The organism is Mesorhizobium sp. M7D.F.Ca.US.005.01.1.1, from assembly GCF_003952545.1.
GTDB lineage: Bacteria > Pseudomonadota > Alphaproteobacteria > Rhizobiales > Rhizobiaceae > Mesorhizobium > Mesorhizobium loti.
Window position 1 is genome coordinate 2,670,188 of sequence record NZ_CP034453.1, and the last position, 18,992, is coordinate 2,689,179.

The following is an 18,992-nucleotide window of genomic DNA, read 5'->3' on the forward strand; positions in this document are numbered from 1 at the left end:
TGTCATGACTGCAGCAGTCATTTCCAGAAACGACGGGGCAATCGCCTGGGTCAAGCTGAACCGGCCGGAACGGCTCAACGCCATGAACAGGCAGCTTGTCGATGAACTCGCCGAAGCGCTTGTACGAGCCGAGGCGGATGAAGCCATCCGTGTCGTCATTCTCCACGGCGAAGGACGAGCCTTCTGTTCCGGAGACGACCTCAGGGACCTTGATGCGCAGACCTCCTCCGAAGCAGCGACGCAAGCCTGGGTCGAGGCCATTCAGAACATCACCCTGCAGATCATGCAGTCCAGGAAGATCGTCATCGCGGCGGTGCATGGCTGGTGCGTTGGGGGCGCCCTCGAATGGGCCATCAACTGCGATTTTCGGCTGTTCGCCGACAACACCCGCTGGTTTTTTCCCGAGGTCAGCTATGGGCTTTTCGTGACCGGCGGCGTGACGGCGCTGTTGACCAAGCAGGTCGGGCCGCAGGTTGCCAAGGAACTGATGATCCTTGGCGAACGTCACGACGCCAGGAAGGCGGTCGAAGTCGGTATCGCGTGGAAGCTGGTCCCGGAAGCCGAATTGCTCGACGAAGCAAGAAAACTCGCGTTGAAGATCGCGGAGCGCCCCACTGGCGCCGTATCCGACATCAAACACGCCATCAACGAGGGCTTTCACTCGTCCCTTGCCGAGGCAATGAGCCTTGAGACCAAAGCCACGGTCAGCGGCTTTCTGTCCCCAGAAGCCCAGGCCCGAGCAAAAGAGTTTTGACCGCCTCCATGACGATGCTTGACGTGTCATCTCCCGCCCACATTCCCGGCAAGCACGAAGACGACATCGTGGACCGGGCACTGCCCCGGATCCTGTTGAGGCAGGCCGAGAGGCTGGGCAGCAAGAAATTCATCGAAGTTTGCGGACGTTCCGCGAGCTTCGAGGACATGCTGCATATCTCCAGCCGGCTGGCGGTTGGCCTGCGCAAGCTCGGTGTCGGCCGATCGGATCGCGTGGCGATGTTGCTGCCGAATTGCTTCGAACTCGTTGCGATGTGGTTCGCGACATCAAGTCTGGGTGCGATCGAGGTACCGAGCAATCCCGGGCTAAAAGGGGACTTGCTTTGTCACAACCTGAACAATTGCGGGGCGGAAGTGCTCGCTGCGGACGCCAATGCACTCGTGGAGCTTGCAAAGGTCCAGGATCAGCTGCCCAATCTGCGGACACTCATCCTCGTGGGAGTTGATCCGGGGGAAGCGCGGGCGGCAGGCATCAGGATCGGCCGGATTGTCCGTTTTGAGGAATGCCTGGCGCCGCAGCCGGATTTCGATCTGGTCGACGTCCATTATTCCGATCCGATGGCTATCCTGTTCACATCGGGTACGACCGGTCCCGCCAAGGGCGCATTGATGTCTCACCATCATTGCTATTCCTGGGCAGCGGCAATGGCATCCAATCTGGGTTACACGACCAGCGACAGCTATTTCTCGGCGTTGCCGCTGTTTCACACCGACGCCCAGATGTTCGGCGTGTTTCTGCCCTTGATCTACGGCACGCCAGCAACGCTGGTCGATAGTTTCAGCGCTTCAAGATTCTGGAATCAGGTTCGCGCGAGTGGCGCCACGGCGACAAATCTGTTGGGCGCCATGGCCGTCATCCTCATGCGCGCGCCGCAGTCGGACAACGACAGCAGCAACCCCATCAAGGTGTGCCAATGCATTCCCATGGTTCCCGACAGGGAAGCATTCGAGCGCCGCTTCGATATGAGACTGGTAACAGGCTACGGGCAGACGGAAACCAGTTTTGTGACGTTGGACACGGTAGACGAAACGAGACCGGGTTCCTGCGGCCGCCCTCATCCGGACTGGGAAGTGGCGATCGTCGACGAGGCGGACAGGCGCCTTCCGCCCGGCACCGTAGGCGAGATCGTGTCGCGTCCAAACAAGAGCTGGAGCATGTTCTCCGGTTACTACAGGGCAGACGCGAAGACGGTGCAGACGCTCAGGAACCTTTGGTATCATTCCGGTGATGCAGGCGTCATGGATGAAGACGGCTGGCTCTATTTCAAGCATCGCCTCAACGAGGCAATCCGGCGTCGGGGCGAGAACATTTCCGCCTACGAGGTGGAAACCGTCGCCGAGAGACACCCTGACATCGTTGAGAGTGCCGCTTTTGGAATTCCGTCAGAATTCACGGAAGAGGACATCATGGTTGTGGCGCAGCGGAGGGCAGGGGCCACCCTGGAGCCAGCCGATCTGCTCGACCACTTCAGGCAACTCGCGCCTCGCCATATGGTGCCGCGCTACATCGAGATTACCGATATCCCACTGCCGCGAACTCCGACGGAAAAAGTCGCCAGGAACACCTTGCGGCAACGAGGTGTGAGCGCTGCCACGTTCGATCGGGGACAGCGCTAGCACCGGGGAGTTTCAAGCGATGGAACGTCGGATGATCGCTCCTTGTTTCATGGACGATACGCTTGAATGCCTTCGCCGCCACAACGTGCCGGTCGAGCCGCTGCTGGCGCGGGTGGGGCTGCCGCCAGTCATTTCCGAACCGATCTCCGCGCAGCAATACGGAGCCCTTTGGCATGCCGTAGCCGAGACCATGGATGACGAATTCTTCGGCGAAGGAGCCCGGCCGATGCGAGCGGGCAGTTTTGCGCTGCTATGTCATGCGCTCCTGACGACCGAAACGCTGGAGCATGCGTTGCGGCGAGGCCTGCGTTTCCTGCGTGTGGTCCTTGACGATCCTCATGGTGAACTGGTTGTCAGGGATGGGCTTGCCGAGGTCACCTTGAAGGATGCCGGTCCGCTGCGCTCCGCCTTTGCCTATCGTACATTCTGGATCATCGTCCATGGCGTGAACTGCTGGCTGGTGGGCCGGCGCCTTCCGATCCGCTGGGTCGATTTCAAATGCCCTGCGCCACCCACGGGAACCGACTACCGCCTGTTTTTCGGCGCACCGGTGCGGTTCGATCAGCCGGAAAGCCGGCTTGTCTTCGATGCCGACTTTCTGAAGCTGCCGACTATCAGGGATGCGGGCGCATTGCGGGAATTTCTGCGCCAGGCGCCAGCCAACATTCTGGTGCGGTATCGCCATGATGCAGGGCTCTCCGCCGCCATTCGCGGGCGTCTTCACATGACGGTTCCGTCCGCGTGGCCAAGCTTCGGAACACTCGCTGCGGGAATGCGCATGCAAGCACCGACCTTGCGCCGCCGATTGCAGTCGGAGGGGCAGACCTATCGTTCCATCAAGGACGAAATGCGCAGAGCCTTGGCGATGGAAGCCCTGCTTGGCGGCAGCCGAAGCGTGGCCGATCTATCGGCCGATATCGGTTTTTCCGAACCAAGTGCCTTTCATCGGGCATTTCACAAATGGACCGGCAAAAGCCCCGCATCGTTTCGCCGAGAGGCCGCATCGAGGCTCACTGCACAGGACCGCGCGCCCGCAACGTCGGCGGGGCCGCAAGCACAGCGCGCATCGAATGGCAAACATTGCAAAATCGATCACCAAATCTGAGCGCCTCGGTCATCGTATGCCACTTTGCTCCGTTGCAACATGTTCGGGCGAGGAATTCTCGCGCGGACATGAACAATGCGGATCAAGGATAAAGTTTTTTTGGTCACCGGCGCGGGCTCCGGGTTGGGAGCGGCGGTCGCGCGCATGTTCGCGGCTGAGGGCGCGAACGTTCTTGCCATCGATTTAAACGCCGCGGCCGGCGAAAAAGTCGCCGCGGAACTGGGTAGCGCTGTGCGCTTTCACCGTGCCGACGTCACCAGCGAAGCCGCGGTGGATCTTGCCACGAAGATGTTTGGGCGCATCCACGGACTGGTGAATTGCGCGGGTATCGCGCCGGGTGAAAAGGTCCTGGGGCGGGACAAGCTTCACAGCCTCGAAAGCTTTGCGCGCACGATTGCCGTCAATCTTGTCGGCACCTTCAACATGTTGCGGCTTGTCGCCGACCGGATCGTGAAGGGAGAGCCCGACGCCGGCGGCGAGCGCGGGGTTATTGTCAACACCGCCTCTATTGCAGCGTTCGACGGACAAATAGGCCAGGCAGCCTATGCCGCCTCAAAGGGTGGCATCGCCGCGCTCACGCTTCCTGTGGCACGGGAACTCGCTCGCTATGGCGTGCGCGTGGCCGCCATAGCACCCGGCATCTTTGAAACACCGATGATGGCCGCCATGTCGCAGGAGGTCCGGGATGCTCTCGGCGCGAGCGTGCCGTTTCCGCCGCGCCTGGGCCGCCCGGATGAATACGCCAGCCTGGTGAAGCACATCTGCGAGAACACGATGCTGAATGGCGAGGTCATCCGCCTCGACGGAGCGCTGCGCATGGCGCCGCGCTGAGTGGCGACGGCCTCGTCGTCCTGGCGCTCGGCGGCTGAAATTTCGATGCGGGTCAACGGCCCTGCGTTTCGCAGCCGATGACCCGAAACCCAAACGGGAGAGTTCTTGAGATGAAGCCCTTGTCCCTCATGTGTGTTGCCATCCTTGCATCGTCGGTCCTCGCGGCAGGACAAGTGTCGGCAAAGACGCTTGTCTACTGCTCGGAGGCCAGCCCCGAAACCTTCACTCCGATGACCAGCACCGCCGATTCCACCATGGATGCGGCGGCCAAGACCATCTTCAATCGGCTGGTCGAGTTCAAGCCGGGCTCCACCGAGATCGGGCCGGCGCTGGCCGATAGCTGGGAGGTCTCGCCGGACGGCAAAACCTACACGTTCCACCTGCGCCACGGCGTCAAGTTCCATTCGAGTGCGCATTTCACGCCGACGCGCAACTTCAGCGCCGACGACGTCCTTTACACCTTCAACCGCCAGCGGGACCCGAACAATCCCTACCACAAGCTCGGTAACGGTTCTTATGAGATGTTCGCCGCAGCCGGCCTCGGCTCGATGATCGGCGCGCTCGAGAAGATCGACGACTACACGGTACGCTTCACCTTGAACGCTCCCAACGTGACCTTCCTGTCCGGCATCGCGCTCGACGCCATGTCGATCCTCTCGCTGGAGCAGACCGAGAAGATGGTCGCCGCCGGCACGCCGGAGCTGATCGACAGGGAGCCTGTCGGCACGGGTCCGTTCGTGCTTCAAGCCTATGTTGCCGACAACCAGATTCGCTACGCCGCCAACCAGGATTATTGGGGCGGTCCGCCCAAGATCGACACGCTGGTATTCGCCATCACGCCAGAGCCGACGACGCGGGTCGAGCGGCTGAAGGCCAATGAATGCCAGGTCGCCGCATTGCCGCCTCCATCCTCGGTCGCCGAACTGAAGAGCGATCCCGACATCGACGTCCACCAGATCGAGGGGCAGAACGTTGGCGTTCTCGGCTTCAACGTCGAACACAAGCCGTTCGACGATGTGAGGGTGCGCACCGCGCTTGCCAAGGCCATTGACCGCAAGGCGATCGTTGAGGCGGTCTACCAGGGTACCGGCAGGTTGGCCGGCAGCATGGTGCCACCGACGCAGCTCGGCGCCATCAAGGATGCCGCCATCGACTACGACCCCGAAGGCGCGAAGAATTTGCTGAAGGAATCCGGCTATGAAAGCGGCCTGTCGATCAGCCTCTGGGCGATGCCGGTCTCGCGGCCTTACAATCCCAATGCCCGGCGCATGGCCGAGATGATTCAGGCCGATTGGGCCGCGGTCGGCGTGAAGTCCGACATCGTCTCGTACGAGTGGGGCGAGTATCTCAAGCGCACCTCCGCCGGCGAACACGACAGTTTCCTGCTCGGTGGCAGCAGCGACAACGGCGATCCCGACAACCTGCTCAGCTACATGCTGAGCTGCGAAGGTGTCACCGGCGGCTCCAACCGCTCGCGTTGGTGCAACCCGGATTTCGAAAAGCTGTTGCAGGAAGGCCGCGTTGAGGCCGACCCCGCCAAGCGCGCCGAGATATATCGCCACGCGCAGAAGATTGTGCAAGCCGAGGTTCCCGGCGTGCCGATCGCGCATTCCGTCGTGTCGGTCCCGGTGCGCAAAAGCGTGCTGAACTATGTGATGGATCCGTTCGGCCGCCAGAATTTCGCCCGCGTCGACATCGCTGAGTAGGACGCGCGAATGACCGGAAAAGTGGATGAGATCGGCCGCTTGCTCGCGGACTATATCGACCGGGGCGCGGTGGGTGTCTCGCTTGCCTTCGCCATGGGGGGCAGGTCTGCAAAAGTCGTGACGGCTGGGGTGGCGGACCGCCGCGATGGCACGCCCGTTACCACGGACCGGCTCTTCAAGATCGGGAGCTGCACCAAGACGTTCGTCGTCGCCGCGCTCGTCCGATTGGCCGAGGACAGCAAGATCGACCTCGGCGCACCCATCTCGCACTGGTTCCCCGACCTTCCTGGCGGGGAACAGATTTCGGTGCGGCAACTGGTCAATCATCGCAGCGGCCTGCCGGAATTCGAATACGACATACCAATGGATCCGAGCCGGGTCTGGATACCCGCCGAGCTAATCGACATGGCATTCAAGGCTGGCGTACGGAAGGCGCCCGGCGGCCCGGCCATTTACAACAACACCGGCTATGTTCTGGCGGGTCTGCTGATCGAACAGGTCACCGGCCAATCCCTCGGCGCCTATGTTCGCCAGGCCGTGCTCGATCCCCTGGGATTGCACGACACCTGGTCGCCGTCCACCGAGACCTATCCGGCCGAACGGTTGGTGCGGGGCTATTACCATCGTCCACAGCCGCCCGCTGGCGCAGCCAAGGACATCGCCTCAGGGGGCGAGATGTGGCGCATGGATGGGGTGTTGCCCTATTCGGAAGCATTGCAGGATTCGTCCGATACCTTTCCCTATTCAGCCGCATATGGCCTGGGCGATATGGTCTCCACTCCCAGCGATCTTGTCGCCTTCATGCGCGGCTTGTTCGCGGGCAAGGTGATTTCGCCACCTTGGTTCGAGGAGATGTCTGGCTCTCGTATGCCGGCTTCCTTCCCTGGCACCCGCATGCGCGAGACCGGCGCCGGCCTGTTCCAGAGCAGCTATGACGGTCGCCCGTTCTACGGTCATCAGGGCAGCATCCCCGGCTACGTCTGCGTCATGCAGCACGATCCGGAAAGCGGGCTGACCATTGCCATGACCAGCAATGTCGGATCTGGCAACCGCCTGTCCTTCCAGGCGAGTGGACTCCATGAGGTCGTCGACACGGTCATCCGAGCGATCCAGCCATGACTGGGAGTCAGGTGAGCACTCATGACCCAGTGGTAATCGTCGGGACCGCAAGGACACCGATTGGCGCCTTCCAAGGGAACTTCAAGGACGTCACCGCCGTAGGACTTGGCGCGGTCGCCGTCCGCGCAGCCTTGGAGCGGTCCGGGGTCGAAATGGATCTCGTTGATGAGGTCCTGCTTGGATGCGTTCTGACCGCGGGTCAGGGACAGGCACCAGCGCGTCAGGCAACCCTGGAAGCAGGCCTGCCGTTGGGCGTTGGCGCCACGACCGTAAACAAGATGTGCGGGTCCGGCATGGTGTCGGTCATGCTTGCCCACGGCCTGATTGTGGCGGGGGCCGGTGCCGTGGTCGTCGCAGGCGGCATGGAGAGCATGACCAATGCGCCTTATCTGCTCGACCGTGCCCGCCCCGGCTATCGTATGGGGCACGGCAAGATCATCGACCATATGTTCCTTGATGGCCTGGAGGATGCCTATGACAAAGGGCGTCTCATGGGAACCTTTGCCGAAGATTGCGCCGAGGCCTACCAATTTACCCGCGACGCTCAGGACGCATTTGCCCTCCGCTCTCTTGAGAAGGCTCGCAAGGCCATCAGCGACGGCAGCTTTCTTGAAGAGATTGTCCCCATTGCTGTGACGGAGGGAAAGGCCGAGCGGTCCGTCGGTGAGGACGAACAGCCGGGAAAGGCTCGGACGGACAAAATTCCAATCCTGAGGCCTGCCTTCCGGGAGGGCGGCACGCTAACGGCGGCGAATTCTTCGTCGATCTCGGACGGCGCGGCAGCACTCGTCCTCATGCGCCGTTCGCAGGCTGACAAAAGGGGTCTTACCCCGCTTGCGGCGATCCGCGGTCATGCCACGCACGCGCAGGCCGCCAATCTCTTCACGACCGCGCCTATTGGCGCCATCCGAAAGCTCCGCGACAGGATCAATTGGGATCTCAAGGATGTGGATCTCTTTGAGATCAATGAGGCTTTCGCGGTGGTGCCCATGGCAGCGATGCGCGACCTCGATCTGCCACCGGATAAAGTGAATGCCCATGGCGGCGCCTGTGCGCTCGGCCATCCGATCGGCGCTTCGGGCGCCCGTATCATCGTCACGCTGGTTTCGGCCCTCCGAAAACATCGTCTGCGACGAGGGATCGCATCCGTCTGCATCGGTGGCGGCGAAGCCACCGCCCTGGCGGTGGAACTCATGTCTTGAACGACCCGGAGAGCTATTGGCATCGCAGAACAGTGAACAGCGGCGGCGCTGATCTCGATCCGTCAGCTTCATGCGCCAGACGTGGGTATCGCATGAGGCATCACCAACGCCCACGATGCTTAATGGGAGCCATCACATGAAGAAAGCACTCTTGCCCGCGCTTGCCATGACCGCGCTCGTCGCGTTCGGCGGCAACGCCTTCGCTGACATTCTGATCGGCGTTGCCGGCCCGATTACCGGACCGAACGCCGCCTTTGGCGCGCAGTTCCAAAAAGGTGCCGAACAGGCGGCCGCCGATATCAATGCCGCCGGCGGTATTCTCGGCCAGCAGATCAAGATCGAGGTCGGGGACGATGTCTCCGATCCGAAACAGGGTATCTCGGTCGCCAACAAGTTCGTCGGTGACGGGGTCAAGTTCGTGGTCGGCCACTTCAACTCGGGCGTCTCGATCCCGGCATCGGAGGTCTATGCGGAGAACGGTGTGCTCGAGATCAGTCCCGCGTCCACCAACCCACAGTTCACCGAGCGCGGCCTGTGGAACACATTCCGCACCTGCGGCCGCGACGACCAGCAGGGCAAGGTGGCCGGCGGCTACATTGCGGCAAACTTCAAGGATGCCAAAATTGCCATCGTCCACGACAAGACGCCCTACGGGCAAGGACTCGTCGACGTAACGAAAGGCGTGTTGAACGCCAACGGGATCAAGGAAGTACTCTATGAAGGTATCAATATCGGAGACAAGGACTTCTCGGCGCTGATCGCCAAAATGAAGGAGGCCGGCGTTACGTTGATCTACTTCGGTGGCTTGCACACTGAGGCCGGCCTGATCATGCGCCAGTCAGCTGATCAGGGTCTGAAGGCAACACTGTTCTCAGGCGACGGCATGGTGTCGAACGAACTCGCCGCGATCGCCGGGGACGCCGTGATCGGCACACTCAACACCTTCGGCCCGGATCCACGCAAGAACCCGGCCGCCAAGGGTATCGTCGAGAAATTCCGCGCTGCCGGCTTCGAGCCTGAAGCTTATACGCTGTACTCCTACGCCGCGGTCCAGGTTCTCGCCGCCGCAATCGCCAAAACCGGCTCCGCTGACGACGCGACGAAGGTAGCCGACGCCATCAAAGCGAACGGTCCGTTCAAGACCGCCATCGGCGATTTTGGCTACGACGCCAAGGGCGATCCGACGCGTCCGGACTACGTCATCTATGAATGGAAGAAAGGTGAGGACGGAAAACCCACCTATTTCGAAAAGTAAGAACTCGGGATCCAATGATCATTTCTAGAGATGCCCGGTGTCATAGCCGGGCATCTTGTGGATGGGATCAACCCGGAAGAGTCCCGAGCAAGCGCATGCAGCCGGTTGGTGCCGTCATTCCCGATCGAGTGGAAAGATCGGCCGCGGTACATTCCGGTACGGCATCCGCTCGTAGCGAGGCGTACAAAGCGCGCCACTGTCGCAGACGATGATCTTGCCGGCAATCTGCGCGAACGCGGCACGGAAGTGCTGCATGGATTTCAATGCGACCACCCGCTTTGCCGCCGGGTCGATGCCGAATGCCCTGAACTGCTGGAGGTCCAGCATCTGCTGGGCGATGGTCACGACCAGGATTTCGATGCCGTGGACGCGCAGCACCGCGCTTGGACCGAAGTTGCCGGGAAGTCCGCCGATCATCGGCCCGTCTCCGACGAAGTGGCCATCGCTCAGCGCCACGATTTCGACATTGAGCTCGAGCGGACCGCCGCCGAAGCGGGCGTCGGTCTTGCCGCCGAGCGCGATCTCAACGCGTTCGCCAACGGCCGACCCATGCAAGGCCGCCGCAGCCTCGCCATCGACCATCGGACCGAAGCAGGCGTCGGTCACGCCGGCATCGAGCATCGCCTTCAGCAGATTGGTCGAGTCGCCATAGCCTCCACCACCGGGATTGTCGGCATAGTCGGCGATGACAAGCGGGCCATCGTCTGACTTGTATGCCACGGCGACGGCTGCCGCCGTTTCGACGCTGACATACTCGTTCAGCACCTCGTGGCGTCTGTCCCAGATGTCGTCGGCGATCGTTTCGGCAAAGGCCTGGTGCGCATCGAAATCGCCCTGGCCGGTGACCAGAACGGTCGGCCCGACCTCGGCAATATCGGCGCTGGCGAAGCCGCCATTGATGCTGACGGCAAACACGTCGGCTTGTGCTTCGTAGGCTCGCGCCGATGCGAGCCGCTCGAGCATCGGACCGATGTCGGTGCGCCCGCCATTGACCTCCTCAAGCATGGGTCGCCTCGCGCTGATCGTGCGCGGTTTGATCTCGCCGGCCATCGTGCGCTGCAGGATTTCGCCGGCCTGCCGGCCGATCTCGCGCATGTCGACATGAGGATAGGTCTTGAAAGCGACGATGATATCGGCGAGCTCGCACATCTGCCGGCTGACATTGGCGTGCGGGTCAAGCGTAATGGCAATCGGCACGGCCTGGCCGACCACGGCGCGCAGGCGCCGAAGCAGTTCGCCTTCGCCGTCCTCGCAAAAGTCGGGAACCATGGCGCCGTGCAGTCCAAGCAGAATCCCGTCGAAATTTCCAGGTTTCGCGGCAGCAATCAATGGTTCGCATAACCAGTCGAACGCAGCGCGCGTGACCCTGCCGCTTGGACCGGCGGCAGAACTCAACACATGCTCGACCTCCCAGCCATGAGCGCGTCCCACATCGAGGAAACCTGCAAGCTCGGTGTTGGCGTCGCGCCGCTGGGTAATGGCTTCCGCTCCCGTCAGAAAATAGCGGTCGCGGAACGCCTGCTCGTCGGTCGGATGACGGCTGAACGTGTTGGTCTCGTGGTAGATTTCCGCAGTCAGGACTTTGAAGGTCATAAGTTACTCCAGGGATGCACAGATTCGGGCGCGGCAACCGCAAAGGGGCGGCAATTCGGCGCGTGGGTCAGTCCGGATGGTGGCAGGCTACGGCGTGGCCTCCTCCGGACGCGGCCAGAAGCGGCGTTTCCACCCGGCAGCGTTCACTCGCCCTTGGGCAGCGCGCCGCGAAGGCGCAGCCCGGTCCAAGATCGAACGGACTCGGTACCTCTCCGGCCAGGGGCTGGATGCGGCGACGCAGCTTCGGATCGGGCTGGAACGTGCTGTCGAGCAGCGTTCTGGTATAGGGATGGCGTGCCGGCGCGTCGGTATCGGGCAACGCCTCGACGACGCGGCCGAGATACATCACCAGCACTTCGTCGCAGAAATACTTTACCAGCGCGAGGTCATGGGAAATGAACAGGTAGGTCAGGCCCATTTCTTCCTGCAGCCGTTCGAGCAGGCCAACGATCTGGGCCTGGATCGAGACGTCCAGCGAGGCCGTCGGCTCGTCCAGCACCAGAAGTGCGGGCTTCAGCGCAAGCGCACGGGCGATGCCGATGCGCTGCTTCTGGCCGCCCGACAGCTGATGCGGGTAGCTCGATGCTGTCTGAGGGTTGAGCCCGACCATGGTCAGCAATCCGCTGATCATGTCGGATCTCGCGGCTGACGAAAGGCGTACCCCCTGGATCTGGAACGGCTCCATCACCGCATCGGCAACGGTGTAGCGGGGGTCGATCGCCGAATAGGGGTCCTGGAACACCATCTGCATGCGTGCGCGCAGACGGCGCATCTCGCGCGGGCGCTGCTTCAGCAAATCCAGCCCATCGAAACGAACCGCACCGCTCGATGGTTCGATCAGGCGCAGGATGAGGCGCGCGAGCGTGGACTTTCCACAGCCAGATTCACCGACGACGCCAACAACCCGGCCCTTCGTCATCTGGAACGACACGTCGTTGACCGCGTACATCGAGCGGGCCGCGCCGAACAGGCCGCGCTTGCTGGTGTATCGTTTGGACAGCCTGCTGACTTCCAGGAACTCGCTCATCCGACCGCTCCGGCAAAATGGCATGCGGCCGCGCCATCACGGCTGGCTATGAAAGGTGGTGACACGGCAGCGCAGATTGCTTCGGCACGCGGGCAGCGCGGGTGAAAGCGGCAACCCTGCGGATAGTGGGCGACGCTTGGGACGGTACCCTCGATGCCCTTCAAGCGCTGTGCGCCCGCCAATCCGCGTGGGATGCAGCCGATCAGTGCCTTTGTATAGGGATGGCGCGGATCATCGAAAATCGCCGCGACCGTTCCATATTCGACCGCGGTCCCGGCATACATCACCACGACCTTGTCGCAGGCTTGGGCAACAACGCTCATATCGTGGGTAATCAGCACCATGCTTAGATCGCGGTCGCGGATCAGGTCGCTCAGCAATCGGATGATCTGCGCCTGGACGGTGACGTCCAGCGCTGTGGTCGGTTCGTCGGCGATCAGCAGGTCAGGGTCGGCGGCAAGCGCCATGGCGATGACGATGCGCTGCTTCATGCCGCCGGACAATTGGTGGGGGTAAAGGTGATAGATGGAAGCCGGTTCCGGAATCCGCAGTTCGCCAAGCAGTTCGACGGTGCGGTTGCGTGCGGCGGATTTGTCCAGGCCAAGATGCAGCCGTGCCACGACATCGATCTGCGATCCGACCTTTTTCAGAGGATCGAGCGACGTCATCGGATTCTGCGTGATCAGGCCAATGCGGCCACCGCGCAGTTTCCGGTAGGCCGGTTCAGGCAAAGCGGTCAAATCGCTGCCGTCAAAGACCACCGAGCCGCCGGTGATACGCCCGCCGATCAGCGGCAGCAGCCCCATGATGGCCATGGCGGTCAACGACTTTCCCGATCCGGATTCGCCAACCAGTCCCAGCGTCTCACCTTTCTCGAGCGAAAACGATACGCTGGACAATGGCGTGAGCGCGCCGATCGCAACGCGCAGAGCTTCCACTTTCAGGATCGTGCTCATGTTCCGCGCAGCCGTTCGCGGATGTCGAGGGCGCGGATCAACGCATCGCCGAACAGGTTGATGGCAATCACGGTTACGGCGACGACGAGACCGGGAAAGATGATGACCCAGGGTGCCAGGAAAAGCTGCGCGGTGCCGCTGCTCATCATGGCACCCCAGCTTGGCGTGGGCGGCTGCGCGCCAAGGCCGAAGAAGCCGAGCGTCGCCTCCAGGATGATACCGTCGCCGATGGCGAGCATGCCGACCACAATGACTGGCGCAACGGCATTCGGCAGCAGGTGGCGCGATAGGATGTGGGCGGGCGTGGCACCCAGGTTGATGGTTGCCTCTATGAACGTCTCGCGCTTCAGCTGGACGATTTGCGCCCGGGTCAGCCGGGTGAATTGCGCCAGGTAGGCGACGGCTATGGCGAACATCGTGCTGGACAGGCCGGGGCCGATGATCGCCACCAGCATGAGCGCGATCAGGATGTCGGGAAACGACCATGTCAGATCGACGACCGTCATCACGGCGCGTTCGAACAGGCCACCGAAATAGCCGGCGGCTGCGCCGAGCGCCATGCCGACGATCATCGAGAACCCGATGGCTGTTGCGCTGACCGACAGCGAGGTGCGCGCGCCGTACATGACGCGCGAGAGGACATCGCGGCCGAATTCATCGGTGCCCATCAGATGCGGCCAACCCGGCGCGGCGTTGCTGTTGGCCAGATCCTGGATGGTGACATCGAAGGGCGTGATCCACGGCGCCGTTAGCGCGACCACCAGGAGGATCAGGATATAGCCACCCGAAAACAGGCCGAGCGGCGTGGTGAAGGCGCGACCGACGCCGGATTGAGCCAATGCGTTCATGTGGTGGCCTCCCTGACACGAGGGTCCAGCGCGGCCTGGGCGACGTCGCCGATCAGCGTTCCGAGCATCACGGCAAGCGCCAGCATGAGCAGGCATCCCTGCACGACGGGATAATCGCGCTGACCGAGCGCACGGATAAGCAGGCTGCCGAGGCCGGGCCGGCCGAAAACGAATTCGACGGTCACCGCGCCGCCGAGGATCCAGCCAATGCGCAGGGCCAGGATCGTGACGACCGGCAGAAAGGCGTGCGGCAGCAGATGGCGAAACAGGATGGTTGAGCGGGACAGCCCCTTCGCGTGCAAAAGCGTGACAAAATCCTGGCGTGCGATCTCGACCAGCGCCACGCGGGTGACACGGGCCACCAGCGCGATGCCGCCGAAACCGATCGTGAGGACCGGAAGGACAAGAGCCGTCCAGGTCTTGGCGCCGGAGACCGGAAACCAGCCGAGCGTCACCGAAAACAGCAGGATCATCAGCAGCGCCAGCCAGAAGCTGGGCACCGTCGAACCGAGCAGGATGAAAGCCTTGACCACCTGTTCCACGACCGGGTTCTTGGCAACCGCGGAGACGGTGCCGGCGATCATGCCGACGATCGAAGAGAAGGCGAAGGCCAGGGCGCCAAGTGTCAGGCTGTAGGGCAGGTTCTGCCAGATCAGGGCCGAAACCGGGCGGCGCAGTACGATTGCCTCGCCGAAATCTCCGCTCAGGATGCTCCTGATCCATAGCAGGTATTGCTCGACCAGCGTCCGGTCGAGCCCGTATTTCACGGTCATTGCGAGCCGGTCCTCCGGAGACGAGCCGACGCGCATGAGGTTGTCGATCGGATCACCGGGCAGGAGATGAACGACCAGGAAGATTACGACGGAAATTGAGAGGGACACCGGAATGAGCATCAGCAGACGTTGCAGCGTGTATTTGATGATCATCCCGGCTCCTCCGGTGCTTCACTGTTGGTCAAGCGCCGGTAGCGCTGGTTACTGCAGGACCTGCATGTCCATGATGGTCTGCGACCGGAAACGCGGGCCGCGCACCTTTTCTGGAACGCTCACCGTCTTGGGGTTGAAGGCGATATTGGTTGCCGGTTGGTAGATCGGCACGAACAGGAACTGGGACAGAAGATATTCGTGATAGGTCCTGAAATTCGCGATCCGCTCGGCCGAAGTCTTCGAGTTGGTCATGGCGGTTTTGTTCAGTTCGTCGGATTTGGCGTCTTTCCACATCGAGATGTTCGGGTAGCCGAGCCGCGCGCCGCTGAAGAACCAGTCGAGGATGTCGGCGTTGTTCCAATCGTAGCCGCGCACGGCGAGCTGATGGTTGTTCTTCTTGTACTCGTCGCGGATCGTGCTGGAATCGAGCACGGTGATCTCGGCATCCATGCCGATATCCTTGAGCTGCGCCTGCACGACCTGGGTAAGCCGCTTGAACTCCGTATCGTTTTGCGTGAAGAGCTTCACCTTCAGGGATTGGCCGTCCTTGGCGCGCACGCCGTCGTCGGCCCTTTTCCATCCGGCCTCGTCGAGCAGCGCATTGGCCTTGGCCAGGTCGAAACTGACGTCGAGGCCGGGCTTGACCTGGGATTCAGGAAGCGAGCTGATGAGGAAGTTGTGTGCTTCCTGGCCGACGCCGGCATAGACGCTGTCGAGGATGGCCTTCTGGTTGATCGCCAGGGCTGTGGCCTGGCGGACTTTGATGTCGGTGAACGGCGCCACGGACGTATTGATCGGCATGTAATTGATGCCGGTTCCAGGCATCGTGATGATGGTGGCGGCTTTTTCGCTCTTGATGATCGACAGGAAATCGGTGGGCACGCCGAGCAGCACATCGACGCCGCCGGTCTTCAATTCGAGGAATGCGGTCGACTGATCGGGAATCTCGCGGAAGGTGATCTTGGCGATCTTCGCCGCGCCCTGGTTGACCGACAGGTCCGAATCCCAGGCGTATTCGTCATTGCGGACCAACACGGTCTCGAGCCCTATCGAGAAGCTTTCCAGCTTGAATGGTCCCGTGCCGACAGCGGTGGTGACGCCGTAGTCCTTACCCAGCGCCTTGTAGGATTTGGGGCTGGGCACGCCCATGAAGGAACTGGCGAGGTTGTACAGCATGTTCGGCTCCGGCCGCTTCATGACGAATTTGATGGTCAACGGATCGACGACCACGACCTTGTCGATTGCCTCGACCATGAAGGCATTCTCGGTGCCGGCGAAAGTCGGAATCCAGGCTGCGATCGTCTCGGCGTTGAAGGGCTCGCCGTCATGGAATTTGACGCCGGGATGCAGCTTGAACTCCCAGGTCATGCCGTCAGGGCTTTCCTGCCATGACGTGGCCAGATGCGGGTGGAACGACTGATCGGCATCCTGCTCGATCAATCGGTCGTAGATCAGCGACGTTGCCGAATTGAGGTTGCTGGAGGTGACCGGATTGTACGAGGTCGCGCCCAGTTCGCCGGCAGGAAGTGCGAAAGTCGCTTCCTGGGCCATCGCCGCCGATGGCAGGCTTGTCATGAAAAGGCCGGCGGACAGAAGCGCCGAGCCTGAGAGAAATGCCTTGGTCATGGTACGCATGTCATTGTTCCCTGTTGTTATGGTTATGGGCTGCGGTAGGTCTCGGATCAGTCTCCCATCGAGGGTCCGGTCGGGTCGCCGACATATCCGGTGAAGCGGCTGTAGAGGCGCGATACCTCATTCATGCGCTGCTCCACCTCGGGGCCAAGCTCGATGAACACGCCGTTGACGAGCAGGTTTGTCAGGCTCGCCATCTGGGCGGTCGATTCCCAGAACAGATTGAATTCCGTCGGGACCACGAACATCTCGTCGACCAGCTCGCGACCCCAGTCGCAGAAGGCGTCGGTGATCAGGGTGGTCGGTATGCCGAGCCCTCGCGCCTCCTGCGCCAGCAGGCGCGCCATGCGCGAGTAGCGCTTGGCCTCGAAGAGAACGAGACAGGACTGCTTGCTGTCGGAGGCCAGAAGTTCGCTGAAATTGCCGCCGGCCAGATCGAGAAGATGGACGCGGTCGCGCAGATACTGCAGCTGATTCACGAAGGTCTGTGCAACACCGCGCTCGGTCTGGAAACCGGAGACGAAGATGGCAGGTGTCGTGGCAAGGCGCTTGACGACACGCTTCCATTCCGGCGTGTGGGCAAGTTCATAGACGGCAACCAGGCCTGCTATTTCGAGCTGCAGCCCGCGCGCCAGCTGGTCCTCTCCGGCAAGCGTTCGGCGCTGCAAATCGCGCAGCCGATCGCTGATCAGCCATGGCCGGTCGCCCAGATCCTGTTTGAGATGATCCTTCAGGTCCTTGAAGCTGGTATAGCCGATGGAGCGGCAGAAGCGTCCGACGGTCGGTTCGCTGACCTCCACCTTGCTCGCGATGCTGCCGGCGGTCTCAAAGGCGAGACTGTTCAGCTGGGCGAGCATGAAACTCGCAATCGCCTTGTCTGCCTTGGACGCGCTGCCCAGGCAATCCGACAGCCGTTGGCGAACCGAACCGATCATGCGCAATTCTCCTCCGCCAATTACAAAGTTATAAATCTTACATGGTGTCAACATATTTTTGTTTTCTTGCATTCTTTGAGGAACTGCACTCTTGTGCGCCGGCGGCGACAGAGCGCCGGATCGAACCGCCAGAACAAACGCGGATAGTGGAGGATCGTCCGTCCGGCGTGCCACGGCACCTGGATAGCGACGCAAGCCAAAGGCCGGGCCGTCATGGACTACGACTATCTTGTCATCGGCGCGGGCATCTCGGGCTCAGCCGCCGCCTATGAACTCGCAGCCCTGGGGACAGTCGCGCTCATCGAGGCCGAATCGACGCCCGGCTACCACAGCACCGGAAGGTCGGCCGCGCTCTTCACACCCAACTATGGCGTCGCCACGGTCCGACGCATCAACAAGACAAGCCAGGCTTTCTTCCTGAACCCGCCAGCCGAATTTTGTGACGGGCCGCTTTTGACCCAACGCGGCATGTTGACGGTGGCCGCTCCCGGCGAGGAAGACCTGCTGGCGCCGATCCTCGATCTGTCGACGGACGGATACGAAATCCGGAAACTGGATGCGGCTGGCACTCTCTCCTTGGCACCGTTGCTTCGCCGCGAACGCGTCGCGGCGTCGGCCTTTGAAAGCGGCGTCATGGACATCGATGTCGCCTCCCTTCACCAGGGTTTCCTGAGCGGCATCAGGCGGCGCGGCGGGCTCGTCCTTTGCGGCAAGCGCATCACGAAACTGGATCACCGCGACGGCCTGTGGAAAGCTTCAGCGAGAGATTTCTCGGTGAAAGGGCGAATTGTCGTCAACGCGGCAGGTGCCTGGGCTGGAGAGATCGGCGACATGGCCGGCGCTGGCCCGATCGGGCTGGTGGCGAAGCGGCGCACAGCAATCATCGTCGACGGACCTCCAGGACTGGACATCGCCAAAATGCCTGCCGTCGACTACGTCGCCGCCGATGCCTACATCAAGCCGGACGCCGGCAGGATCATGGCATCACCGGGCGACCAGACGCCGATCGAACCGCAGGATGTCCAGCCTGACGAATGGGACGTGGCAGTGCTGGTCGATTGGCTGCAGCGCGAGACGCTGGCAACCGTCAGCCATATCGCAAAGCGCTGGGCGGGCCTGCGCTCCTTCGTGGCCGACCAGGCGCCCGTGCTGGGGTACGACGCTGCGGCGCCCGACTTCTTCTGGCTTGCAGGTCAGGGCGGTTATGGAATCATGATGGCCCCGGCCCTTGGCCGTGCCGCAGCCGACCTGATCGTTTCGGGATGCCTGCCTGCCGACCTGCTCGCGAATGGACTATCCGAAAGGGATATTTCGCCGGCGCGTTTGGCGTAGCCGTAGTCGGCTTCCTGGTTCAGGATCAATCCGGCGGTCATGAATTGACCGATCGAACCCGCTTGGAACGAATTTTGATTTCTGGCGGGTTCATATACGAAATCATATTTACATATAAAACAAACCATGGTGAT

Annotated in this window: 16 protein-coding genes; 9 read left to right on the forward strand and 7 right to left on the reverse strand. The window is 61.9% G+C overall.

Annotated features, from left to right (window positions below; all coding sequences use genetic code 11):
* The first annotated feature begins 4 nt into the window (after window positions 1-4).
* From EJ076_RS12880 to EJ076_RS12915, 8 genes are all read left to right on the forward strand, one after another.
* Complete coding sequence (locus EJ076_RS12880; RefSeq protein ID WP_126068091.1) at window positions 5-754, forward strand: enoyl-CoA hydratase/isomerase family protein; 750 nt, start codon at window positions 5-7, stop codon at window positions 752-754.
* An 8-nt stretch (window positions 755-762) separates the two neighbouring features.
* The gene (locus EJ076_RS12885; RefSeq protein WP_126068092.1) at window positions 763-2,391 is read left to right on the forward strand and encodes an AMP-binding protein; all 1,629 of its coding nucleotides are present in this window, start codon (window positions 763-765) and stop codon (window positions 2,389-2,391) included.
* 19 nt (window positions 2,392-2,410) lie between these two features.
* Complete coding sequence (locus tag EJ076_RS12890; RefSeq protein WP_126068093.1) at window positions 2,411-3,496, forward strand: AraC family transcriptional regulator; 1,086 nt, start codon at window positions 2,411-2,413, stop codon at window positions 3,494-3,496.
* Window positions 3,497-3,571: 75 nt separating this feature from the next.
* Complete coding sequence (locus tag EJ076_RS12895; RefSeq protein WP_126068094.1) at window positions 3,572-4,327, forward strand: 3-hydroxyacyl-CoA dehydrogenase; 756 nt, start codon at window positions 3,572-3,574, stop codon at window positions 4,325-4,327.
* Between the two features lie 110 nt (window positions 4,328-4,437).
* Complete coding sequence (locus EJ076_RS12900; protein ID WP_164548623.1) at window positions 4,438-6,033, forward strand: ABC transporter substrate-binding protein; 1,596 nt, start codon at window positions 4,438-4,440, stop codon at window positions 6,031-6,033.
* Window positions 6,034-6,042: 9 nt separating this feature from the next.
* Complete coding sequence (locus tag EJ076_RS12905) at window positions 6,043-7,152, forward strand: serine hydrolase domain-containing protein (protein WP_126068095.1); 1,110 nt, start codon at window positions 6,043-6,045, stop codon at window positions 7,150-7,152.
* 11 nt (window positions 7,153-7,163) lie between these two features.
* Window positions 7,164-8,354: an acetyl-CoA C-acyltransferase gene (locus tag EJ076_RS12910; protein WP_109663199.1), complete on the forward strand. Its 1,191-nt coding sequence runs from the start codon at window positions 7,164-7,166 to the stop codon at window positions 8,352-8,354.
* A 136-nt stretch (window positions 8,355-8,490) separates the two neighbouring features.
* A complete protein-coding gene (locus EJ076_RS12915; RefSeq protein ID WP_109661524.1) occupies window positions 8,491-9,609 on the forward strand; it encodes a branched-chain amino acid ABC transporter substrate-binding protein in 1,119 nt (372 codons plus the stop codon).
* Window positions 9,610-9,723: 114 nt separating this feature from the next.
* On the opposite strand, the gene EJ076_RS12920 is transcribed toward EJ076_RS12915, so the two are convergent.
* The 7 genes from EJ076_RS12920 to EJ076_RS12950 form a co-directional block, all read right to left on the reverse strand.
* Window positions 9,724-11,202 (reverse strand): M81 family metallopeptidase, encoded by a 1,479-nt coding sequence (locus EJ076_RS12920; RefSeq protein ID WP_126068096.1) that lies wholly within the window; start codon window positions 11,200-11,202, stop codon window positions 9,724-9,726.
* A gap of 67 nt (window positions 11,203-11,269) precedes the next feature.
* Window positions 11,270-12,229 (reverse strand): oligopeptide/dipeptide ABC transporter ATP-binding protein, encoded by a 960-nt coding sequence (locus EJ076_RS12925; protein ID WP_126068097.1) that lies wholly within the window; start codon window positions 12,227-12,229, stop codon window positions 11,270-11,272.
* Window positions 12,226-13,185, reverse strand: coding sequence for an ABC transporter ATP-binding protein (locus tag EJ076_RS12930; RefSeq protein ID WP_164548625.1), 960 nt, complete (start codon window positions 13,183-13,185; stop codon window positions 12,226-12,228). Before EJ076_RS12930 ends, EJ076_RS12925 begins: the two co-directional genes overlap by 4 nt.
* Window positions 13,182-14,033 carry an ABC transporter permease gene (locus EJ076_RS12935; protein ID WP_109661533.1) on the reverse strand — a complete coding sequence of 284 codons (852 nt, stop codon included), beginning with the start codon at window positions 14,031-14,033 and terminating at the stop codon, window positions 13,182-13,184. The genes EJ076_RS12930 and EJ076_RS12935 overlap by 4 nt, the downstream gene beginning before the upstream one ends.
* Window positions 14,030-14,959: an ABC transporter permease gene (locus tag EJ076_RS12940; RefSeq protein ID WP_109661535.1), complete on the reverse strand. Its 930-nt coding sequence runs from the start codon at window positions 14,957-14,959 to the stop codon at window positions 14,030-14,032. Before EJ076_RS12940 ends, EJ076_RS12935 begins: the two co-directional genes overlap by 4 nt.
* Window positions 14,960-15,007: 48 nt before the next feature.
* Window positions 15,008-16,594, reverse strand: a complete 1,587-nt coding sequence (locus EJ076_RS12945) for an ABC transporter substrate-binding protein (protein WP_126068098.1) — start codon at window positions 16,592-16,594, stop codon at window positions 15,008-15,010.
* A gap of 47 nt (window positions 16,595-16,641) precedes the next feature.
* Window positions 16,642-17,526 carry a MurR/RpiR family transcriptional regulator gene (locus tag EJ076_RS12950; protein ID WP_109661539.1) on the reverse strand — a complete coding sequence of 295 codons (885 nt, stop codon included), beginning with the start codon at window positions 17,524-17,526 and terminating at the stop codon, window positions 16,642-16,644.
* A gap of 213 nt (window positions 17,527-17,739) precedes the next feature.
* On the opposite strand from EJ076_RS12950, the gene EJ076_RS12955 reads away from it, so the two are divergent.
* Window positions 17,740-18,858 carry an FAD-binding oxidoreductase gene (locus EJ076_RS12955; RefSeq protein WP_109661541.1) on the forward strand — a complete coding sequence of 373 codons (1,119 nt, stop codon included), beginning with the start codon at window positions 17,740-17,742 and terminating at the stop codon, window positions 18,856-18,858.
* Window positions 18,859-18,992 lie beyond the last annotated feature (134 nt).